This window comes from Veillonellales bacterium, assembly GCA_039680175.1.
In the GTDB taxonomy this organism is placed as follows: Bacteria; Bacillota; Negativicutes; order JAAYSF01; family JAAYSF01; genus JBDKTO01.
Window position 1 is genome coordinate 1 of record JBDKTO010000019.1, and the last position, 20144, is coordinate 20144.

At 50.8% G+C, this 20144-nt stretch carries 1 protein-coding gene; it reads right to left on the reverse strand.

Annotated features, from left to right (window positions below):
* Positions 1-20084 (reverse strand): leukotoxin LktA family filamentous adhesin (locus tag ABFC84_02935; protein ID MEN6411704.1); only part of this gene is annotated, 20084 nt, incomplete at its 3' end.
* Positions 20085-20144 lie beyond the last annotated feature (60 nt).

Consider the following 20144-nt stretch of genomic DNA (forward strand, 5'->3'; position numbering starts at 1 on the left):
TCTTTATCCTTATCCTTATCTTTATCTTCGGCTTTGGCGGCACTGCTGTCGCCTGCCGTTGAATCAAGCTGCAGTACACTGGTTCTCGCGGCAATACCGGTTTCCGTTATCGGATTGCCATTGCCAGTCAGGGACGGACCGGCTGTGCCAGCGCTGTTCCCCGACGGCTCCGGGAGAGTTCTTCCATTGGTAGTTATGGCATGCTCCGCTGCGGTAGAGGCATCATCCGTCCCGCTGATCCGGACACTGCCGGAAACTCTTAGGGCTGTTGCGTCGGTTTCCGCTTTGCCGCCCAGCATATTCAGATAAAATACTCCCTGGGGCTTCAGTGCCAGCGCAGCATTTCCCACCTGGCCGGGAGCCAGGTTCGGCCCGGCGACTGCGGTATAGTATTTGTTGGTGAAGTTTGCCATAGCGGAAATATTCATATTCCGCAATCTCAGGTTATCGGTGCTGCCGGCGGTAATAGCCACATTCACAGCATCCATGGAATTAACCGTCACATCTTTGCTGCCGGTTAGGGTGATATCAGCCGAGTTTGCCGACTTCCGGTTATATCCGGTCAAGGTAATCGTTAACGGGTCGGAACCGCTGCTGTACAGATCGCGCAGCGTCACATCATTACCGGCAAGGGCCATGCTATGATTGACCTGCCCCCTAAACACTGCGGTATCACCGTTGGCAATAAGATGATCGGCGTCGATCAGCAAGGGATTGCTGTCGGTTCCCAATGTACCGGTATCGGCAATAAACGTAACGGTATTGCCCTGGGTCGCGACTGAATTAATAGTATCATTGGTATTTGTCAGAATCGAACCATGGGCATGCAGCCTTACATCGCTCTGACTGTAGATTTCCGCCACTGTTAAATCATTGTATAAGCTGTCGATGTAGATGCTGCCAGCCGCCCTGGCAGTCAGGGCAGCACCGTCGGCCAAGCTGACACTGAATGGCGCAGCCTGAGTACCGATACTGCCGGAATAGCCGCCCTCAATTACCGTCCGGCCGCCTTTTATGGCCGTCAGCTTTTGCGCCTCCGTCCAATTAGCCTGAGCGGTATTCCAGGAAGTTTGCGCTTCATTCCAGGCGGCTTGCGCTATTGTCCAATTATTTTGCGCAGCCTGATAATTATTTTCTGCTTTCGTCAAATTGTCCTTAAACGATGCAAAACTTGTTTGGGCCGTCTGCCAAGCGTTTTGGGCATTCTGCCAAGCTTGTTTATTGGGAGGATACAATTGCTGGAGAGGGTCTAATTTATCCCACTTAGCCTTTGCTGCTTGGTAAGCCTCAAGCTTCGCCGCATAGTCAGTATTAGCCATATAATAAGCGATTTCCGCCTGGTTGTATTGCGCTTCGCTTGTCTCTTTGGCATTCTTAACCGTATTGTAAGCGCTTTGCGCCGCGTCATAAGCGCTTTGCGCCTCTTCGTAAGCCGCCTTTTCCGCCGCCAAATAGTCGCCGGCACTAATTCCCTGTAAAGCCGCTTTCCCCGAAGTGGAGACATCGTATACTCCGGCCTTGCCCTTAAGACGGATTGTACCGTTATAAATACCGTTCACATCATTGACCCGGGTACCGCTTTGAATGCTTTCAACATTAATTGGACTGGCAGAACCAATATACACATGGTCTCTGGCCATCGCCGTCAGCGTATCCGATTTTGTATAAACCGCTTTTCTGAGCGCAATATGAATGTTGTTATTGGCATCAATGGTTACATCATCACTTTCGGCAGCCGCCAGAGCCAGCCGCGCTGCACTGGGAGTCACCGTACCGTCAGCATTGGTAATATCTTTCAACGCAGCCGTATCGCCGGCTTTAATGACGAGTTCACCGTTATCTGTGCCAATTCCTCCCTGTTTAGCGTTCAGCTTGACATGGCGTCCGGTCACATTCGGATCCTGCAGGGTACTGTCCGTGCTGACCGTCTGCTTGGCAATCCCCAGGTCAATCGAATATTTCAGCTGGCTGTCTGTCCATCCTTTAGTCGTCATGCTGGCTCTGTCAGCATCGGTAAGCGTATACGTATAATTGGCATCATATGTGGCATTGCTGTTCAATTGACTGCTTACCGTACGGTACGTTTCCGTCTTCTGATCAATATACTGCTGCTGCTGTGCCGCCGTCATCCCGGCCTGAGTAAACATTAATTTATCGCTGTCGGTCGCCGTATACGTATAGTTCGGATCATAAGCATCCGCCGTATAGCCTGTCACCTTGCCGTTACTGTCATAAGATGCCGTCACATGGCGCAGGCGCCAATAGTCGAAATACGCCGATGTCTTGCTAGCGGCATAGGCTGTCAAAGCCTGATTGTTCAAGGCTGCCGCCTGATCTCCCTGTTTGACCTGCATCCGGTCCCATACGGCATTGAGTTCGTCAACCGTCCGCGTATCGGTCGTCTCCAGCGGATTGGCATCTACCAGCGAGCCGTTAGCCGCCTCAACCGTTACATCACCGCTTTTGGATTCAATATGCCCCAGCCTGAAATCCCCGTTTGGCTGGCGCAAATTAATATTCTTAGCGGCAATCGCGTCAACACTGTCGTCAACGCCGGTACCCATCACGCTGACATTCAATGCCTGATCATCACTGCCGATGGTACCGGCAGTGGATATCAGATTGATGCTGTTTGCACGAATCACCGCATTGCTGCCGCCTGCCGCCTGCAAAATACTGCCGTCACCAGTAAGAGTCACTGTACCATACTGGCCACTGCCATAGGTATCAATGTTATTGATCCGCAAATCACCGGCCGTAGCGTTTAAACTGATATCTCCGGCCTGGGTAGTCGCTGCTAAACTGCCTGATGAGCCGAGCAGCTTCACATTTATCGGCAAATCATTGCCAATCCCATTACCGAGACCACCGGCGTTTAATGCAATGGATTGCGCCGAAATCACCGCATCCTTATTGCTGCCGGTAATTGCACCATTGCCGGCCGAAACCGTAATTTTCCCGCCCTGATTGGTAAGTGATTTATTCAGTACGATATTGCCGCTGCCTTTGACATTAATCGCGGCATTGCCGGCATCATAGCCGATAAAGCTGATGCCAATCGGGTAATCGGCTTTAGCAGAATACGTATAAACATCTTTCGATCCGGTTTCGGTAGTCCGGTCCGTCACATAATGCTTGTAGAAACCGAGCCAGCCGCTTCTATAGGTATATTTCTGTTCTGTCACATTGGAATTAAGCAGGATATTTTTGTATGTCCGTTCCAGTCCTACATTCTCCAGGCTCGTATCCACAACGGCATAAGCGCCGTTAGGCAGCGATACCAATTGTCCGGTTGTCGTCGTGCTGCTTATCTTATCGGAATCACTGGTGACCCAGCCTAACGGATCCCAGCCCCACATGCCTTTCTTGTGATCATAAACATCCTCCGTCGTTGTTGACTTATCCTGCCCCAATGTCCATACATAGCGGGTGCCTGTTACCGGGCTATACCCGCCGTCAACCGTTCGGGTGGAAGAGCCGGAAATGGTTGTAACCGGAGCTTTGCCTGAAGTGCCCGTATAAGAAACGGTCGTCGCAATGGTACCGTCATCATTCCGCCCATACTGTGTAACCTGATAATAATGATTATTGCCGGCATCGGTGTAAACTTTTCCCGTATCGGTAATTTTAACAATTCCGTGAAGGCCTCCCGTATCAAGCGCATTCAGTACCAAACCGTAGGAGGTATTGTTGGTAATGCTGATGTTGCTGTAACCGTCCATGGCTTTGATATTGCCGCCGCCGGTATTCATAATCTGACCGAACAATTCAACCCGTCCGCCCTTGGTCCTGGCGTCACCCAATTCAATCTGATTGGTAGCAGGATTGTAATAAGCGGCTATGGTGCCGAAGGCATCATTTTGCAGGCCGGTAACCTGATACTTGGTATCTGACGGGCTGCCGGCAGCAGCCCATTCCTGTTTTTTATCATTAATAAACTGCCCCAGAGTCTTCGATTCTGTACCGGAATACTTGCTGTTGTTATCCAAGGTCAGGCTCCAGTTATCGACTCCGCTTTGGATCGTGCCGTTGATATTGAGATATTCGCCGCTGATATATACCGTACCGTTGGCAAAAATACCGCCGCTGCCATTAGCAGTCAGTTTCTTATCAAATCCTGACGTCGTAATTCTCGGCACGTTATTGAAGGTACTCTCCAATCCGCCTAAGAGGCCATACGTCAACTGCCAAGATGGGTCGTTATTAACTGCATTGTTCCACAAAGAACGGGGATCGCCGCCTACAGAGGTCAGTCCTGTGGTATATGCCTGGTATACATTGCCGTTAGTTGCCGTGATCTTAACGGTATCGGCAACAATATTCGGCTGGCCGCCGTCGCTTCCTCCCTGCAGTGAAATACTGCCTTCTTTATTGTATATATTGACTAATCCACTGGCATTGGTAATACTGTCGGTGATCTGGATATCGGGCCCGGAAGTGAAAATTTTATTTAATTTATCCCCGCTGTACAGTACGGAATCAAAAGCATTGCTAATGTTAACCGTAGGTTCAGCAGCTCCGTCCAAATGATAAGTAGTGTTGACGGCCGTTCCTGGGGACACATTATACGTTTCCGTTCCATTCGTCGATTGATAAGTAACCGTATCAACAACCTTGCTGACTTTTACATCGCCCCCGCCCCGGGGCAAAGAAATCTGCAGATTTTTGGCATCTGCGGCAGTTGACTTGTTCCGGCTGATCACATCTTGGGTACTCGTTACTTCCACGCCGTTAAGGTTCACATGTCCGCCTTTATCATCAATTGTCAGTTGATGGGTCCTTACATACAGCGGACTATTATTAATGATGGTAATACTGGAATCTTTGGGCGACTGGAGAATGCCGCCGCCGATAAGATTATCGGCGGTAACATTGATATTACCGCTCTTAGCCGTAATATTATTGACATTCAGATAGTAAACATCAGCGCTGGCCAAGGCAATTTTGCTACCGCTGCCGTCAGTCATCAGCATCCCCATACCGGCAAGCTGGCTGTCAATATAAGCGATATCGGAATCATAAGCGGCTATCGCTTTGTCGTCCCCGGCATAGTTTGCCTTTAAGTTCTCCAGCTCCTGACGGCGGGTAAACAGGTTATCCACCAAATTTTCCTTGGTAATATAGTAGCTGACGCCTTCTGAATTCTGTATTGTCACATTATAGGCCAAATTACCGTTCCCGGTATTTTCGTCTATGTTAAAGGCAGTGATATCTCCCTCTTTGATTGGATTAACGATGAGAACCTGCTTGTTTTGGATACCGGTTTCCAGTTTGCCGTTAACATTGACCGTGCGTGCAGTGGTGGCAGCACCGGAATTGTATTCCGTGGCAAAGGAAACATCCCCGCCGCCAAACAGCTTGCTGATTGCGGAGGCCAGCTTTGCCAGCGCCTCACGGTAGGCGTCCTCACCCTTACCGTAACCGACAGCGGTGACGGTGCCGGGTTCTGTCAGCAGGTTAATATCATTGACACTGCCCAGCCAGTTATTTTGACCAATATCGATCGTTTCCGTCTGGTTTACAGCAGCATCAGCCTTGGGAGACCCTTCAATCGGAATCACCGAATCATTATACAAATCCGTATTGGCTCTGGCGGTTATCGTGCTCGTCAGCCCACCGGCACTGCGGCCGGCGTAAAGATTAATATTACCGTCTGTTCGCCAAGTACGGACGGCCTCCCCGCTTGGCGAATCACTATCGGCCAGTGTTATAGCGATTATCGGATTAATGGCGGAATTCGTCGCACCCTGAGAAGCGCCGGCTAATCCCCATACATTAACGCCTACTGAAGTCTGAGCATCATCAGTGGTGTAGGCAGCCAGCGTAACATCGCCCACCGAATCAATTTTTACGTTTTTCCCTACGGAAACTTTCGTAGTAGGATTCATCGTAATAGTAGAAACCGCCTTGGCAATCTCAATCGCGCCGCCGGCTTTCAAGCTGGCCCCGTCATAGTCCTGCATATCGGTCAGGGCTTCAAAAACCATATCCCCCGGATTCTTTTTATCACCGATTAAAGCAAGGTTGGCGCCCTCGCCAATGACAATCTCCGTATTGCCGGTAAATAGACCGGCAGACTGGGCTGCCGCACCGTTTAACAGGCCGCCGGATCCCGCTTCCACGTTATCGTCATGATTGTCTCTCGCCGGCTTTAGCAAATGGTTAATCGCCTTAACGTTCAAATCTTTTGTGGTAATATTACCGTTAAGCAATGTTTCGACATTCATTGTCAGTGTATTGCTGCCAATCGCGCCGCTGGCCCCCGCCACCGAAGCATTCCGGCTGTTTGCATGGGAATGAACCGTACCGGTATATTCAGCCGTCATCGCAAGGGCTGCCGAATGAATCTGCGTATTGTCGTTGACGTTGCCGATGGCCGCCCATACATTATCCAGGGTATTCCCATTATTATCTGTGAGCTTATTTATATTGGTTGTAGCTTGGGCCGCCGCACCGCTGATGATGCCGCCGCTGCCGGCTGTGGCTTCGGCTGAGGAATCGTCATTGCCGCTGGCACTCACCGTTATGCTTTCGCTATCTGTCGTTCCTCCCGCAACGGTTATGTTCTTACCCAAATAAGCAGCAGCGTTAGGAGTCACGTCGGTTTCAGCCAAATTTGCCCCCACAGCGATAATGCCGCCTACTTTGCCGCTGGCACTGGCGCTTTCCTTACTGTCGGCATCGGCGGCAACGTTGATACTGCCTGCCACAGTAAAGCTGCTGTTATCGCCAAGATACGCCGCTATATTATAATTTTCTTTTGCGGTACTCTTGGTAGCATTCACATCGATCAAGCCGCCGCCGGAACCGGTAGCCTCAGCATAGGAGGATATTCCATCTGCGGGCAGTAAAAGATTAGCGGTTACGTTTAGCGCATGCAGCGGAGAATTATCCGCCGTATACGCACCGGTCATATTGCCCGAGCCAAGATACGCCTGCACGGTCGGGTCGACTTCAGCATCAGCCAGGGAAGCTCCCACGCTGAGAATGCCAAAATTATAGCCTTCGGCGATAGCCTTAGCGGAAGGCGTTGCTGTCGCCTTAACTGTTAGTTGGCTGAATCTATTATAAATCTCGTAAATGGTACCGTCCGCATTATAGTAAATAGTGGTACTGCTGGGTAAATTGAGCCGCACATTGCTGCCTGTATAGGCTTTGGTTGCGGATTTGACAGCAGCGGTGGCCTTGGAACCTCCCCCTGCGCCGACTCCGGCGGCTCCGGCCGTGGTTTTTGCCTGTACCGTATCAGTGTTGTCGGCTGTCAGGTTGAGGGTACCGCCGGCTCCCATACTCACCGAACCGTTATCCGCAATAAAAGCCTCAGATTTTCCCTCATCATCTGTGGTAGCAATGGCAGCGCCGATGCCGATACCGCCTACCCCTACACCGATGGCTTCCCCGGTAATCGTTGCCGTATGTGATGATGCTACAGTCAGCGTTTTAAGGGTATTGGCGACTACCGCCTTATCGACATAAGATTCCGTATCGGTTTTATCCTGCAGCGTGGTTACCGCCGCACCGCCGGCAAAGAATCCTGCACTTGGCGCAAGCACTGTACCGCTTAAGGCGGTATCCGTATTGGCTTGTACTGTAATTCCGTTGGCCGCGGTCAGTGTACCATAGGCATTCGTAACACCGTCCACATTGGCCGTAAACACCGCGCCAACTACAGCCGGCCCTGCCAAAGCCACCGAAGCACCTGCTACCTTTCCTGCAGCCGAATGATCCGCCTCCGCTTTTATACTTGCCGTGTTGACCGACATAGTACCCGAACCAACATAAGCCAAAGAGCAACTGCTGTCGTCAATAATTCCCGCCGCACCGGCAATCGCACCGGTAAAACCGGCTCCGCCTGCGGCAACGGTATCGGTGAAATCTTCCGCCAAATCGCTGTTTATTGACAGGTTATCTGCCGTAATATTACTGCCGGTACCAATATAAGCTTGTACATTATCGGCAGTCGAAATAATACTAACCGCGCCGCCTAGGGCAACGCCTCCGGCTACACCGCTGCCGACAATGCCGGTAAACTTCAAATCCTTTTGGGCTTTCACCTTTATGTCTTTACCGGCGCTGACTGCAGCATTCTTGCCGATCATCGCCACCGTTCCATTAGGTACGGCAGTACCGGCAGCAGCTTGAACCGCCGTGCCGTTGACAGTACTGCCGATTTTTACCGACTTATTATTCAAGCTGCTTCCTGCACTTTGTATGTCACTGTTTTGATAGCTGCCGAGCAGTGCCTGATAGCGAGTGAAATCAAGCTGATTATCCACATAATCCTCTACATCATCTTCCGCGGGGTTATTACCATTCGCGGCGTCTTTTTTAGCCTTCAAGCTGGCCAAAGCATCAGCCGTAAGATTATCGTCGATGCCATATACCGACACACTGCCGGCAAGCCCCACAGCACCTGCGGACACGCCCACCGTATAGCTTTCAATATTGCGTGCCGCCATGGCAATAACATCTATACCGCCCAGCGCATCAGCAGTAACATTGGCATTATCGGCAATATAGGCTGCCGTATCGTTTTTGATAAGACCGACATCCACACTGCCGGCCACTCCGAGGCCGCCGGCTCCGCCGGCTCCGCTTACCGACAGGATATTCGCAGTATTGACCGCCGCCACACTGACCGATTGTGCATTGTTAGAACTCCACCAAATATCTTTCGCTGTTTCCGCATTGCGGGAATTGATTTTAGCCTTGCCGATATAGGCCTTGGTAGTAGAATGGTCAATATCTACGCCCAGCGAACCGGCGACCCCGGCATATAAACCGGCACCGCCACCGGCTGCTACATCGGTTATTGTTTCCTTACTGTCCGCCTGTACCGTTAGCCCCTGGATCTGCTTAGCTGTCCGGCTGCCGTTGGCATCCGTATCGCCTGTATACACATTCCATGACTTACTATTTCCAGCATTGCCGCGTACCTTGGCATCTACGACCGCATTGTCGGCAATAAAACTTTCCGTATCCTTGGTAATATCCACCACACCGACCGAACCGCCGACGCCGGCCGCACCAAAGACTATCCCGGCACTGATACCGGCTGCTCCGGCCACACTCAGTACATCGGTTGTATCTTGAGCGGAAATTTCAATCCCGTCAATCGCCGTCACATCCGTATTGCCGCCAATATAGGCTTTTGTATCATCATTTAGGACGGTAGCCGTCACGGCGCCGGCTATGCCGGTTTCGCCGGCAGCCCCCAATGCCGCTGACAAAGCCATAATATTTTCATTGGCATTGGCTTTTACAGCAATATCGGCCATGCCAAAAGCAACATATCCGTCGTTACCTATTCTATGGGTAACCTGCGAACCGTCGGCAAGATAAGCTTGCGTCGTATTATTTACTACCGACACACCGGCTCCGGCCCCGATACCGGTAGCGCCGCCGCCCGAGAGGCCGCCGCCCACCGTCATTTGGTCATAATCGCTGGCAGCCGCCAGCAATAAATTCGAGTCAGTAAAACGATCAGTCGTAATTTTGCTGTTTTGTCCAATGTGGGCCTTTGTAGTGTCTGTCACCACATTAACAGCCGCTGCCCCGGCGAGTGATGTGCCGCCTCCGGCAACTCCGGCTGCGGTTGCCGTTCTAATGGTATTTTGGGTTGATGCCGATACGGCAATGCCTAAAACCGAACCTTTTTGTTCCTGTGCCTGGCGTTTTTTAGTCAGATTTTGGCTGTCGAGATTGCCATTGCCGTGGGTATTAATACCGGGATTGACGACATCGCCGCTGCCGTAATCTCCATACGAAATGTCAAACCCGCCCAGATTAGCAGTAACACCGTCGATGCTGTAACCCGGCCATGTCGAATTAAACGTATCACCTATCAATACCGTGGCCTGCACATTAGAGCCAAAGAAGGCCTGCACATTTTTGCTAACGATATTGACTCCAGCAGAAGCACCTACCCCCGCTAAACTGCCAGTCGAAGCACCGCCGGTAAGCTGATTAAGTTCACTGTCATCCTGGGCCTCTACCAGCAAGCTGTCCCCTGTAGTTACCGTCGTCCACGGAGTAGTGCTTGCAGCCGTATCTGCACCGATATAGGCTTGGGTATCGGTATTCATATTATTTACATTGCCTGTTCCCGACAAGCCGGCTGAACCGCCAACCGCCGCTGCGGCTCCCAGGGAATTTACATTTTCCTGGGAAACTGCTGTGACAAGCAAATCTCTTGCTACAGCTACATTTGAACCAGTATCGATATATGCATACGTTTTGCCGCTATTGTCCACATAAATAATGGACTGACCCGCAGCACTACCGCCGCCGGCGGCTGCCGCCTCCGACACATTGATATCATCCGTTGTAGAGGCATTGACAGCCATATCATAATACTGCACCTTTATCGGATCAATATTCGGACCGACATAAGCCTTAGTCGTAGGCCGATCCAGTATGGTTGCCACTGCTGCCCCTTCTGCATAACTGCCGGTACTTGGAGCAACCAGGATGCCGTCCAAATCACTTTGATGCGTGGCCTCAATCGTGAGAGCTCCTGCTGTAATCGGTCCTAACGTATAGGCCTGCGTCAGGCTGGACAAATCCTCTGTCAAAAGCGTTCCGGCTAAGCCGCCGCTCCCGCCGGAAAGACCGCCGCCAATGATATTGGCGTTTACATTCTGTGCACTTTGTGCCGTTATCGCTACGGAACTATTTAGAAGAGAACTGTCTTCCAAAACAGAACCGCCCTGGTCAACATAAGCAGCCGCATTGGTTTTCGCCGCTAACACACCGACGCTAACGCCGTAGGCTTGCGCTCCGCCGCTCACTGCACCTACACCGGAAGTAAAATCCAAGGTATTCTTGGCATTCACATTTACACTGCCTGTCGTTGCCGTGATCTTAGCACTGCCGATAAAAGCATTGGTTCCGCCTGTCGCAGCAGCAGTGCCATTCAAGCGGCTCCCGATGGATGTATTATGATTGCTTAAGGTTGTACCGGCATTATTGATATCGGTATTTTGATATTGTCCCAGCAAACCGGCATACCGGTCAAGGCTCATTTGGCTGTCGGCATACTCCTGGACATTGCTTTGTGAAGGATTATTCGCATCATTTGCATCCTGTTTAGCATTCAGTTGTTGTTTCGCCTGGTCACTGAGATCCGTGTCAACCGCATAGACAGATACACCGCCCGCTATTCCTACAGCGCCGCCCGATAGGCTGACAACATAACTGTCGATATCCTTATCCGACACGGCGCTTACATTCACCGCACTGCCGGTAACGGTACTGCCGTTGCCGATATAGCCGTCTGTCTCATTATTAATTACACCGACATCGACAGCGCCGGATACGCCTACGGCACCGCCGCCGGCCGCACCGCTGATCGAAAGCAGCTTAACCGTGTTATTCGCCCCGACATTGATGGATGCATGGGAAGAAACCGTATCATCATTACCGATATAGGCCCTGGTTGTGGAATCATCCACATTGACCGCCACGTTGCCGGCTACACCGGCATACAAACCGCCGCCGCCGCTGGCAATGACATCAGTTATATTTTCGCTGCTGACTGCCTGCACATTTACGCCGACAGTCATATAATCCGGATCATATCTGTCCAAATCGTCCAGATAATGATGAACTCCCAGTGCGGTAATGCTGGAACTGTCGTCGATATAGCTTTCGGTATCTTTGGTAATGCTAAGAATATCGACGGAACCGCCTGCCCCCCCCTTCGTAATGCCAATACCAACATTGCCGGCTACCGCCGTCACCTTGGTCGTATCCTGGGCAAGCACTCTCAGATTATTTCCTACATCAATTATTGTATTTTTACCGACATAAGCTTTGGTCGTATCATCCAGCACATTGATCACGCCTGAGCCGGCTGCTCCGACATTGGCGCTTCCTCCCACTGCCGCCGCTGCAGTGATGATATTTTCACCGGCAGCCGCCTTGACCCAGACATCCCGATCGGTTTCCTGATTCACATAACTCGCATCGTCGGTTATGCAGGTTTTAATCATACTGCCGTCATCAATATAAGAGGTAGTGCGATTCGTAATCACGGAAACTCCGGCGCCGGCGCCGACACCGGCAGTCCCGCTGACTGCCAAAGCACCGCCCAGCCCCAGTTCGTTATAGTCGCTGCCGGCCGTCACCAGAACGGTCGATTTATAAGCATTCACCGTCTGATCCTTGGTATACTGGCTGACATGAACATTTTTACCAAGATGCGCATCGGTAGTATTACTGACTACATTGACCAGCGCCGAACCGTCAGCCGCCACAGTTTTGGCTGCAGCGCCGCCGGCGACTACCGACTGAATGGTATTCTGCGCCACTGCCGTAACGGCCAAACCGCGTATCGTTCCGGTCTTTGGCGTTGCAATTCTTTTTTTCGCAGCCGCCGTATTGTCGATATCCCCGTGCTGATTGGTAGTAAAAGTTGGAGCCTTAACATCACTGTCACTATAATCCTGATAAGAAATAGCAAAATCGCCCAAATTAACCGTAACTTCCGGTCTATACCCCGTAAGCAGGAGGCTTGCATTGTCGCCGACAGTGGCCAGCGTCTTCTTCGTAACAACATTTACCCCAACGGCTGCGCCAATACCGGCATTTCCGCCGTAGGCGGCATCGCCGGCAACCAAAGTAAGGGTACTGTCATCCTCGGCTGAAATCACCCCACTGCCGGCAGCGGTAAGTGAAGCCGCTGTTTCCAGTGTATCGCCGCTCCGGCCCACAAAGGCCTCGGTATCCGTATTCATTACATGTACGTTGGCGGCTCCCGCTACTCCTACCTTGCCGCCGCCTGCCGCACTGCCGGCAAAGGATATGACATTTTCCCTGGAGTCTGCCTTTACCATCACATTGTCAGCCGCTGTCACAGCATCATCAGAATCAATATAGGCGTACGTATTCCCGCTGATCACATCTACTTCGGCGCCAACACCCACACCGGCGCTTTTGCCAATCGCCAAAGCTCCTGCCAAGCCTGTAGCTGCCGCCCTATTACTAGCCGAAATTTCCACACTGGCATCGCTGGCAGTCACCGCCGCATTCTTGCCAACAAAGGCCATCGTATTCTGCGTCATCACATTGCTGGCCAAAGATCCGGCAATTCCCGCCGAACCACCGCCCGCGCCGCCCGCGGCAAGCGTAACTGTCTGCGCCCCTTCAGCAGCCGTTAAAGCTACATTTTTCGCCGCTACCGCAGTTTTCGCCGCACTGGCTGTTTGCTTGCTTCTTTCGGCGGCCACCGCCGCCTTATCGGCGATATAAGCATAAACATTGTCATTAGCAATGGATACCGCCGCCGAAGCGCCGAGGCCATTGCCATCCGTATTAGCGGCCACCGCCGCCGAACCCGCCGTAGAAGATACTGTGCTGCTGTCATTCGCGCCTAAACTTAGACCGCCGGTAATATCTACCGCTTTTTTCGTATCGTCGCTGCCGCGAGAAACATATGTTTCAACATCATTGGCGCTGTAATTACCGGTCGCGGAAAAAGCACCCGCCATTTTGCCCTGGCTGGCACCGATTGCGGCTGTCAGAGCAACAAGATGACTATCCTCTGCGCCGGTAAGGCTGACATCTCCATTGCCGGTGATTTGAGAATCGTTACTATAATCGGCTACGCCGTTATCCATGATATTGACACCGAACGATGCGCCAACGCCGGCTTTGCCGCCATATCCCACCGCGCCGCCGACTGCAACGATAGTTTCATTATCCGCAGCGCTCACCGCCGTACCAAATGTCATTGGTCCATTCAGTTTCACCTGCGACTGGTCAATATAAGCGTCGGTATTATTTTGAAGCATATTGACACTGACCTGACCGGCAGCACCTGTACCGCTGGGGGCAATCCCGCCGCTGGCCGACAAGCTGTAAATATCAGAATCGTTATTGGCTGATACGGATAAAAAATCGTCCGTAATGGTAAAATCCGTTTTCGCTATATCTGCCTGGGTCGTGTCAAATATGCCGTTGAACATTAGCGCCCCGGCAATTCCTTTCGATGCGGCATTCGTATTCGCCGCCAGGGCCACCGCACCGGACAGGGCATAAATTCCCGTATCATTTGTCGCTTTAATATTGCTGCTGCCGACGGTTACCGTAGTCTTGTCCGCCGCAGCAGCATCGCCTACCAAAGCCACAGCCTTATCCTGCATGATATTCAGCGCCACATTAGCCGCCGCGCTGATTCCGGATTTGGCCTTGCTGCCGGCAGAATCGGCAGTCGATAAATTGGAGACCTTGCCGGTTACTTTATTTAAAGGGTCGTCATTATTTTCTTCAAAAAGGAAATGAATATCTTCCACCGGATCTGCTGGATCGGAAGTTTCATCGTCAAACAGGTAACGGATATATTCCACCGGATCGGATTCATCGCTGTCTTTGGCGGGTTCCGTTGTTTGCGGCTGATCGGCCGTAGCGCTGCCCGCCAAAGAAATGCCAACACTCGTACCGGTATTTTTACCGGTTACCGACAGAGAATTGCCCGCGGAAAGAGTACCTGTCGCCAAAGCCTTTGTATCCCGTTCAATCAGGTTAAAGGCAATGGAAGCGCCGATCCCAACACTGCCGCCTTCCGTAAGCCCTCCGGCCGCATTGATGTTGTACAGCGAATCAGCGGCATTAATATTGATACTGTTCGCCGCTGCAATCCTAGCCTGGTTGGCTTCCGCATAGGTGGTATTCTGAATGATATCGGCAATAACTGTTCCGTTGAAACCAATATCGGCGGTCTTACCGCCCGCAGCACCGATTGATGTGTTCTTTACATTGGTATCGGCTTTAATGGTAGCAGTATTGGCGTTAACCTTGGCAGCGGAATCGATATATGATTTTGTCGTATTTTTTTCGATAAGCACCAGCGCCGACCCGCCGCCGCCGCTGCCTTGGGAAGCATCCCCCCACAGATCCGCATCCGGCTTGGCGCTTTCCCGCGCCGCTTTAATATAATCATTCATCGGCGATTTTAAAAGGCCGGATAAATTTAAAGTGGTAATGTTATTCTCCGCTTGAACAGTTACATCAGCCGCTGTTCCGGCAGTGTTCTGATTAATCCTAGCGTTTTTACCAATATAAGATTCACTGTCGGTATTGTAATTCATCACATCAATTGAACCCGAGGCCGTACCTTTGCCGGCATCGCTGCTGGTCTGTGCCCAACTGGTAAACATAGCCTGGGAAAGGCCGAGATTATCACTCATAAAGGCGTTTTCCAGATTGGCCGTCCAATCTGTCTTCCAATCCGTCCAATGATTATCAAAGGGAATTGTCACATTGGAATGAACCGTTAAAGTTTTAGCCGCATCGGCTGTGGCATTATCGCCGATATACGCCTTGGCGGTGTTCTTATACTGCCCGTAGATGATAGCCGCCGAAGCCCCATAATCCTTTTTGTTGGCAGGCGTGTTTTCTCCCAGCACTACCGTATCGTCCCGCTGCTTTTGCTGTGCAATGGCACTCGTTTTCATCACATCGGTAACGGCGGCATTAACAGACATATTGCCGCCGGCACTCGCCGCAGCCTGGTTGTGCGTCTGTTCGGCCGCGTCGCCGCCGATATGAGCCAGAGCCGTATTATTGGAAAGGGTCAAGGCCATCGCACCCGCTATGCCTGTACTAGGCGGCACAAAGGGTTTATCATCCGGAGCTGAACCTTTTTTAATCCATCCTTTTACTGTCGGAACAACGCCATTGGCAATCCAGTCGATGACTGTATCCAACCCGGAGCCCGGATCCCCGTCGCCGACCACCGTTTGTGCATTCGTATCGTTCAGCGCCGTAGCAATAGCAGCGTTAACGTTCAAATCGGTACCAGCCGCTGCCGTGCCGTCAATATTGGCGATTGCATTGACATTGGAATGATTGATGGCCACACCGAAGCCCAGCAGCCCGTTGCCGGTCGAAGCCGAGGCCGTGGAGCTGATACTTTTGTCGCTGGTGGCATTAATGTTGATATTTTTCCCCGTCGCCGCCGTTGTCGTAATACTGGAAGTATCATCCAGCGTAATATCCGAATTGGAATCCAGTTCATTGTAGGTTACCATTACATTAACCGGGATTTTTTTATTGGTCAGATTCCCCACAACCGGGCATGGTCTCGTCGTCTCGCTGACCTTATTGGCGGTATGGGCCGTGACATTTACATTATCTCCGGCTGTAATGGCCGAGCCGCCCAGCATATTGACCACCGCATCGGAGTCCGACAGAATAACCCCCACGCCGCCGACCAGGGACATGACCATTGCACTGCTGGTAGAGGAAGACTCGGCGTCAAGGGTCACATCATGCACAGCCTCCAGTTTGCTGGCCGTATCGATATTGATGGTTGCATCGGCCTTAACCTTGGAAAAGCCGACTAACGGCCGGACATTTTCGATGGTGGTAAATAGACCGTCAATCGTCCCTTCCCTGGACAAAGCCCCCAACGAGGCAGTATCCGGCTCATCCCCGCTAGAGGAATCAAAATTCTGGGAAGCATCGTTCTGAGCGACGGCCTGGACGTTGACATTATTACCCTTGATGTGCGCAGCGTGAATATTTACGTCCGCTTTCGTCCCTGTTAAGGCGTAGGTTACCAATTTTGTTTTGCTGGCAGCAATCACGGAAATGGTTCCGTCATCGGTACTGGAATTGCCATCATTATTGCTTGCATAGCCGTTATTGGCAAAGGACAGCAGTTTTGCCCCGCTGTCTATGTCAATCTTGGCCTCATTTTCATAAGTATCATGGGCAACCAGCAAATTTAAGTCACCGGATTTACCGGTTGACAACGACTCATCCTTCTCATGATCACCGGCTGCCGTATTATTGGCTACCTTGCGGGTGGAAAGAATCGCATTGCTGTTCACCGTAATGCTGTCGCCGGCCGTTGCCGTCAGCCTGCCGCCATAGGTCAGAAAATTGCCGGTAAAGCTGATGTCCTTGCCGCTAACCGTTAAATTGCCGCCATTTGTCGTAATATCGGAATTGAGGCTGATCGTTCCTCCGCCCGAAGCAAAAAATCCGCCTGTTCCTGTTGTTACAGGCTTGTCTATCGTTATTGTGTTGGCAAAGACATTCACACTTCCTGTTGCCGTACTTGCTCCCGGAGGAACCTCAGCCGCTTTAATTGTCCCGCTATCCGTAAAAGCATCGGCTGTAATAGATAAAGAGCCTGTCAAAATACTGCCGGTTAATCCAACCGTAATATTCTTGCCGCTGTCGACAAGAGTTAGCTGTCCGCCGTTCGTATCAACCGTACCGTTAATCCCTAAATCTTGATTATTGGCCTTTATGTATACTCCGCCGCCATGTGAGTAAACAGCACTGCCGATTTTCAAGACAGCCTGATCTGTAAACACTTCAAGACCGTATTGCGTCCCTGCTGTATTGCCTACACGATGAGTTTCTACCGTGCCCGCTATATCAAAATTACTGCCTGCGGCTATGCTGTAATTACCCGGACTGTAAAAAAGGTCATCCTCTGTTTTTAATACCGGCAAAAATTTATTTTTTTCCGCTGAAAAAAAGCTGCCGGTCAAATTTGAGGTGAGATTGTACACATTAAGGGAACCGACATTAATCGTACCACTTTGGCTCACAATCATGCCGTTAGGATTAAGAAAATATACATTGCCGCCGATGACGCCGCCTTTTAATGACTTGACCATACCATTAATAACCGATGAGCTGCCGTTGACAACATTGATTAAGTTATCGGCATTATCCGGCACCAGCAGATTAACGATATTCCCATTACCGACAGTAAAGCTGGAAAAAGAATTATAGGCATTGTTGCCGATAATCGACTTAGTGGAGATATCATCGTACCAGTTGGTACCATCCTGGTAATAATTAAGCGTCGTTTCGGTCTGACCATCAGTGGCGATATTGTTGCCGCTATTGATATCGGAGTATTTTAAGCCGTAAATATGGCCTGTATTAATAAAGGTCCCTGGTAAGGTAAAATTCGTCCCGCGCCCGTCGATCACACCGGTATCGGTATTGGTCAAATTACCGGTGGTACTAATGCCAAAAGTTCCCCGGTACGCGTCGATAAAACCGCTGTTTGTCAGACTGCCTGTTGTACTGACAGCAAAATTTGCCTCGCCGCCGCTGTTGATTATGCCAGCATTATTTAGATTGCCGGTCACCGTTAAGCTGCTGTCATTGCCCGTCGCTGCTATTGCCGCGATGCCGTAAGCATTCAAATTGACCACATTGTCAAAGGTGCCGCTTGCTGACCCCGAGGTATCAAACTTGGCGCCGGTGTTGATAATACCACCCTGCCCGACACTGGTACCGCCAGAGCCTGTCCCCAAGGAAATGTTGGAAAGCGCATTAATGGTGCCGTTAAGAGTAATCGCTTTGTCACTAAAGGATAACGGCGCAGTACCGTTCGCCAATGTTGTAAACTGGCTCCATTCCGGAGTATTGCCTGTAAACAGTCCGCTCATATAAGCCGTCGACGGCGTGTAAACCGTTAACGATCCGACATTCAGCACACTCCCGCTGCCTGCTACGACTCCGTTGGGATTCAAAAAATATACATGTCCGCCGATGGCGCCGTCTTTTAGCGAATTGATCGTGCCGTTGATGGTAGACATGTTCGGACCGTTGACCAGATTCAGCAGATTATCCGCCCCAGCCGGCAAATACAGATTCACAATTTTACTGTCGCTGACGTTGAATTGACTGAAAGAATTCAAGGCGAGATTGCCGGAAACCGTCGTGGTCGTAATATTGGTAATTACCTTGTCTCCGCTGACACTGTTTACCACCGTGGTGGACGTTTTCCCGTCCGGAACTATCGAGCCTTCCTTGACGATACCGTAATTGACAAGCACGTCTGTTGCCGGAGAATACGCCCCGTCGTGAGGAGCGATAGTCGCGTATGCCGGATGAATAAAAGCATCGACATTCGTACAATCAATAGTTCCTTGGTGATAACCTTCCAGCCATGCATTAATATCGCCGTTAATAAACTTACCGCCGCTGCCCACATTCAAAGTAAAAGTCTTGGCAATGGGAGTAATTGTTCCCGAATTATTAAAAGTATTATTGCCAATATTCAGCGTAAAATTATTCAGCGGATTGGTCTGGATGGTCGCTCCGACATTTGTAAAATCTCCGCTGTCAAGGCTAATCGTAAAGTCTTTATTTACTCCACCGCTATATATCCTGCCGACATTTCTCATACCTCCGGCCACGATTTCAATGCTGCCGTCCTGATCGGTTTTTACGATTGTATTTCGGTTCTGATCCACATACCCCCAGCCATTGGTATTCACTACAGAATCGAATAAACCGGCCGTCGAACCTGCAGTATCAAAATTAGCGCCGACATTGACTTCCGCGCCTTCTCCTATCCTTACGTTGTTGAGTTTAATGCTGTTGACGGCATTCACACTGCCGCCCTGAATATAAATCAAGCCGGTTGGATCGATGGGCAAAGTGCCGTCCATAACCTGTTGCACTGATGTGGTATTTAGCTGATTATTGCTGTCAAAAAACTTATTGACAAAATCCTGGGTGGGAGTATAAATCGCCAGCGATCCGGCGTTAATACTGCCGGTACCATTTTCATTCCGACCGACTAACACACCCTGCGGATTGAGAAAATACAAATTGCCGCCGATCTTGTTATCCTTAATCGAGTTGAGGGCACCGTAAATCTGGGACTGACTGCCGCCGTTGACCAGATTGATTAAATTAGCGGCGCCGGCCGGCAAAATCATGTTTACCGTATTGCCGGCTGTTACATTAAACCGGCTAAAGGAGTTAATACCGGTAGCGCCGTTGCCTGTCGTAGTGGTCGTTGTAATATTGGTAACCTTGCTATTGACATCATTAACCGTTGTACCTGTCTTGCCATCTGTGGCAATATTATTATTGGCCGCGTCCGTCACCGGTATGCCAAAATTCATGGTCGCAACCATAATGGCCGCTGCTGCTGCCGGTGAAACCCAGCGGGTGAAACGACTGGCCCGCTTGCTCTGAACCCGCTTTTGCCGGGTGGCGATGAGAGTTTTTTGCTGCTGTTGCTTCAGCCACCATCCCCGATAGTAGCTTCGATGACCTCGCTGCCACGCCCGACGCCATTTTCTCTGCATTTTCATCGATAAACTGCCTCCAGTTTATTACTATTCGTAAAAAATTCTATAATTTTTCTGAACAGC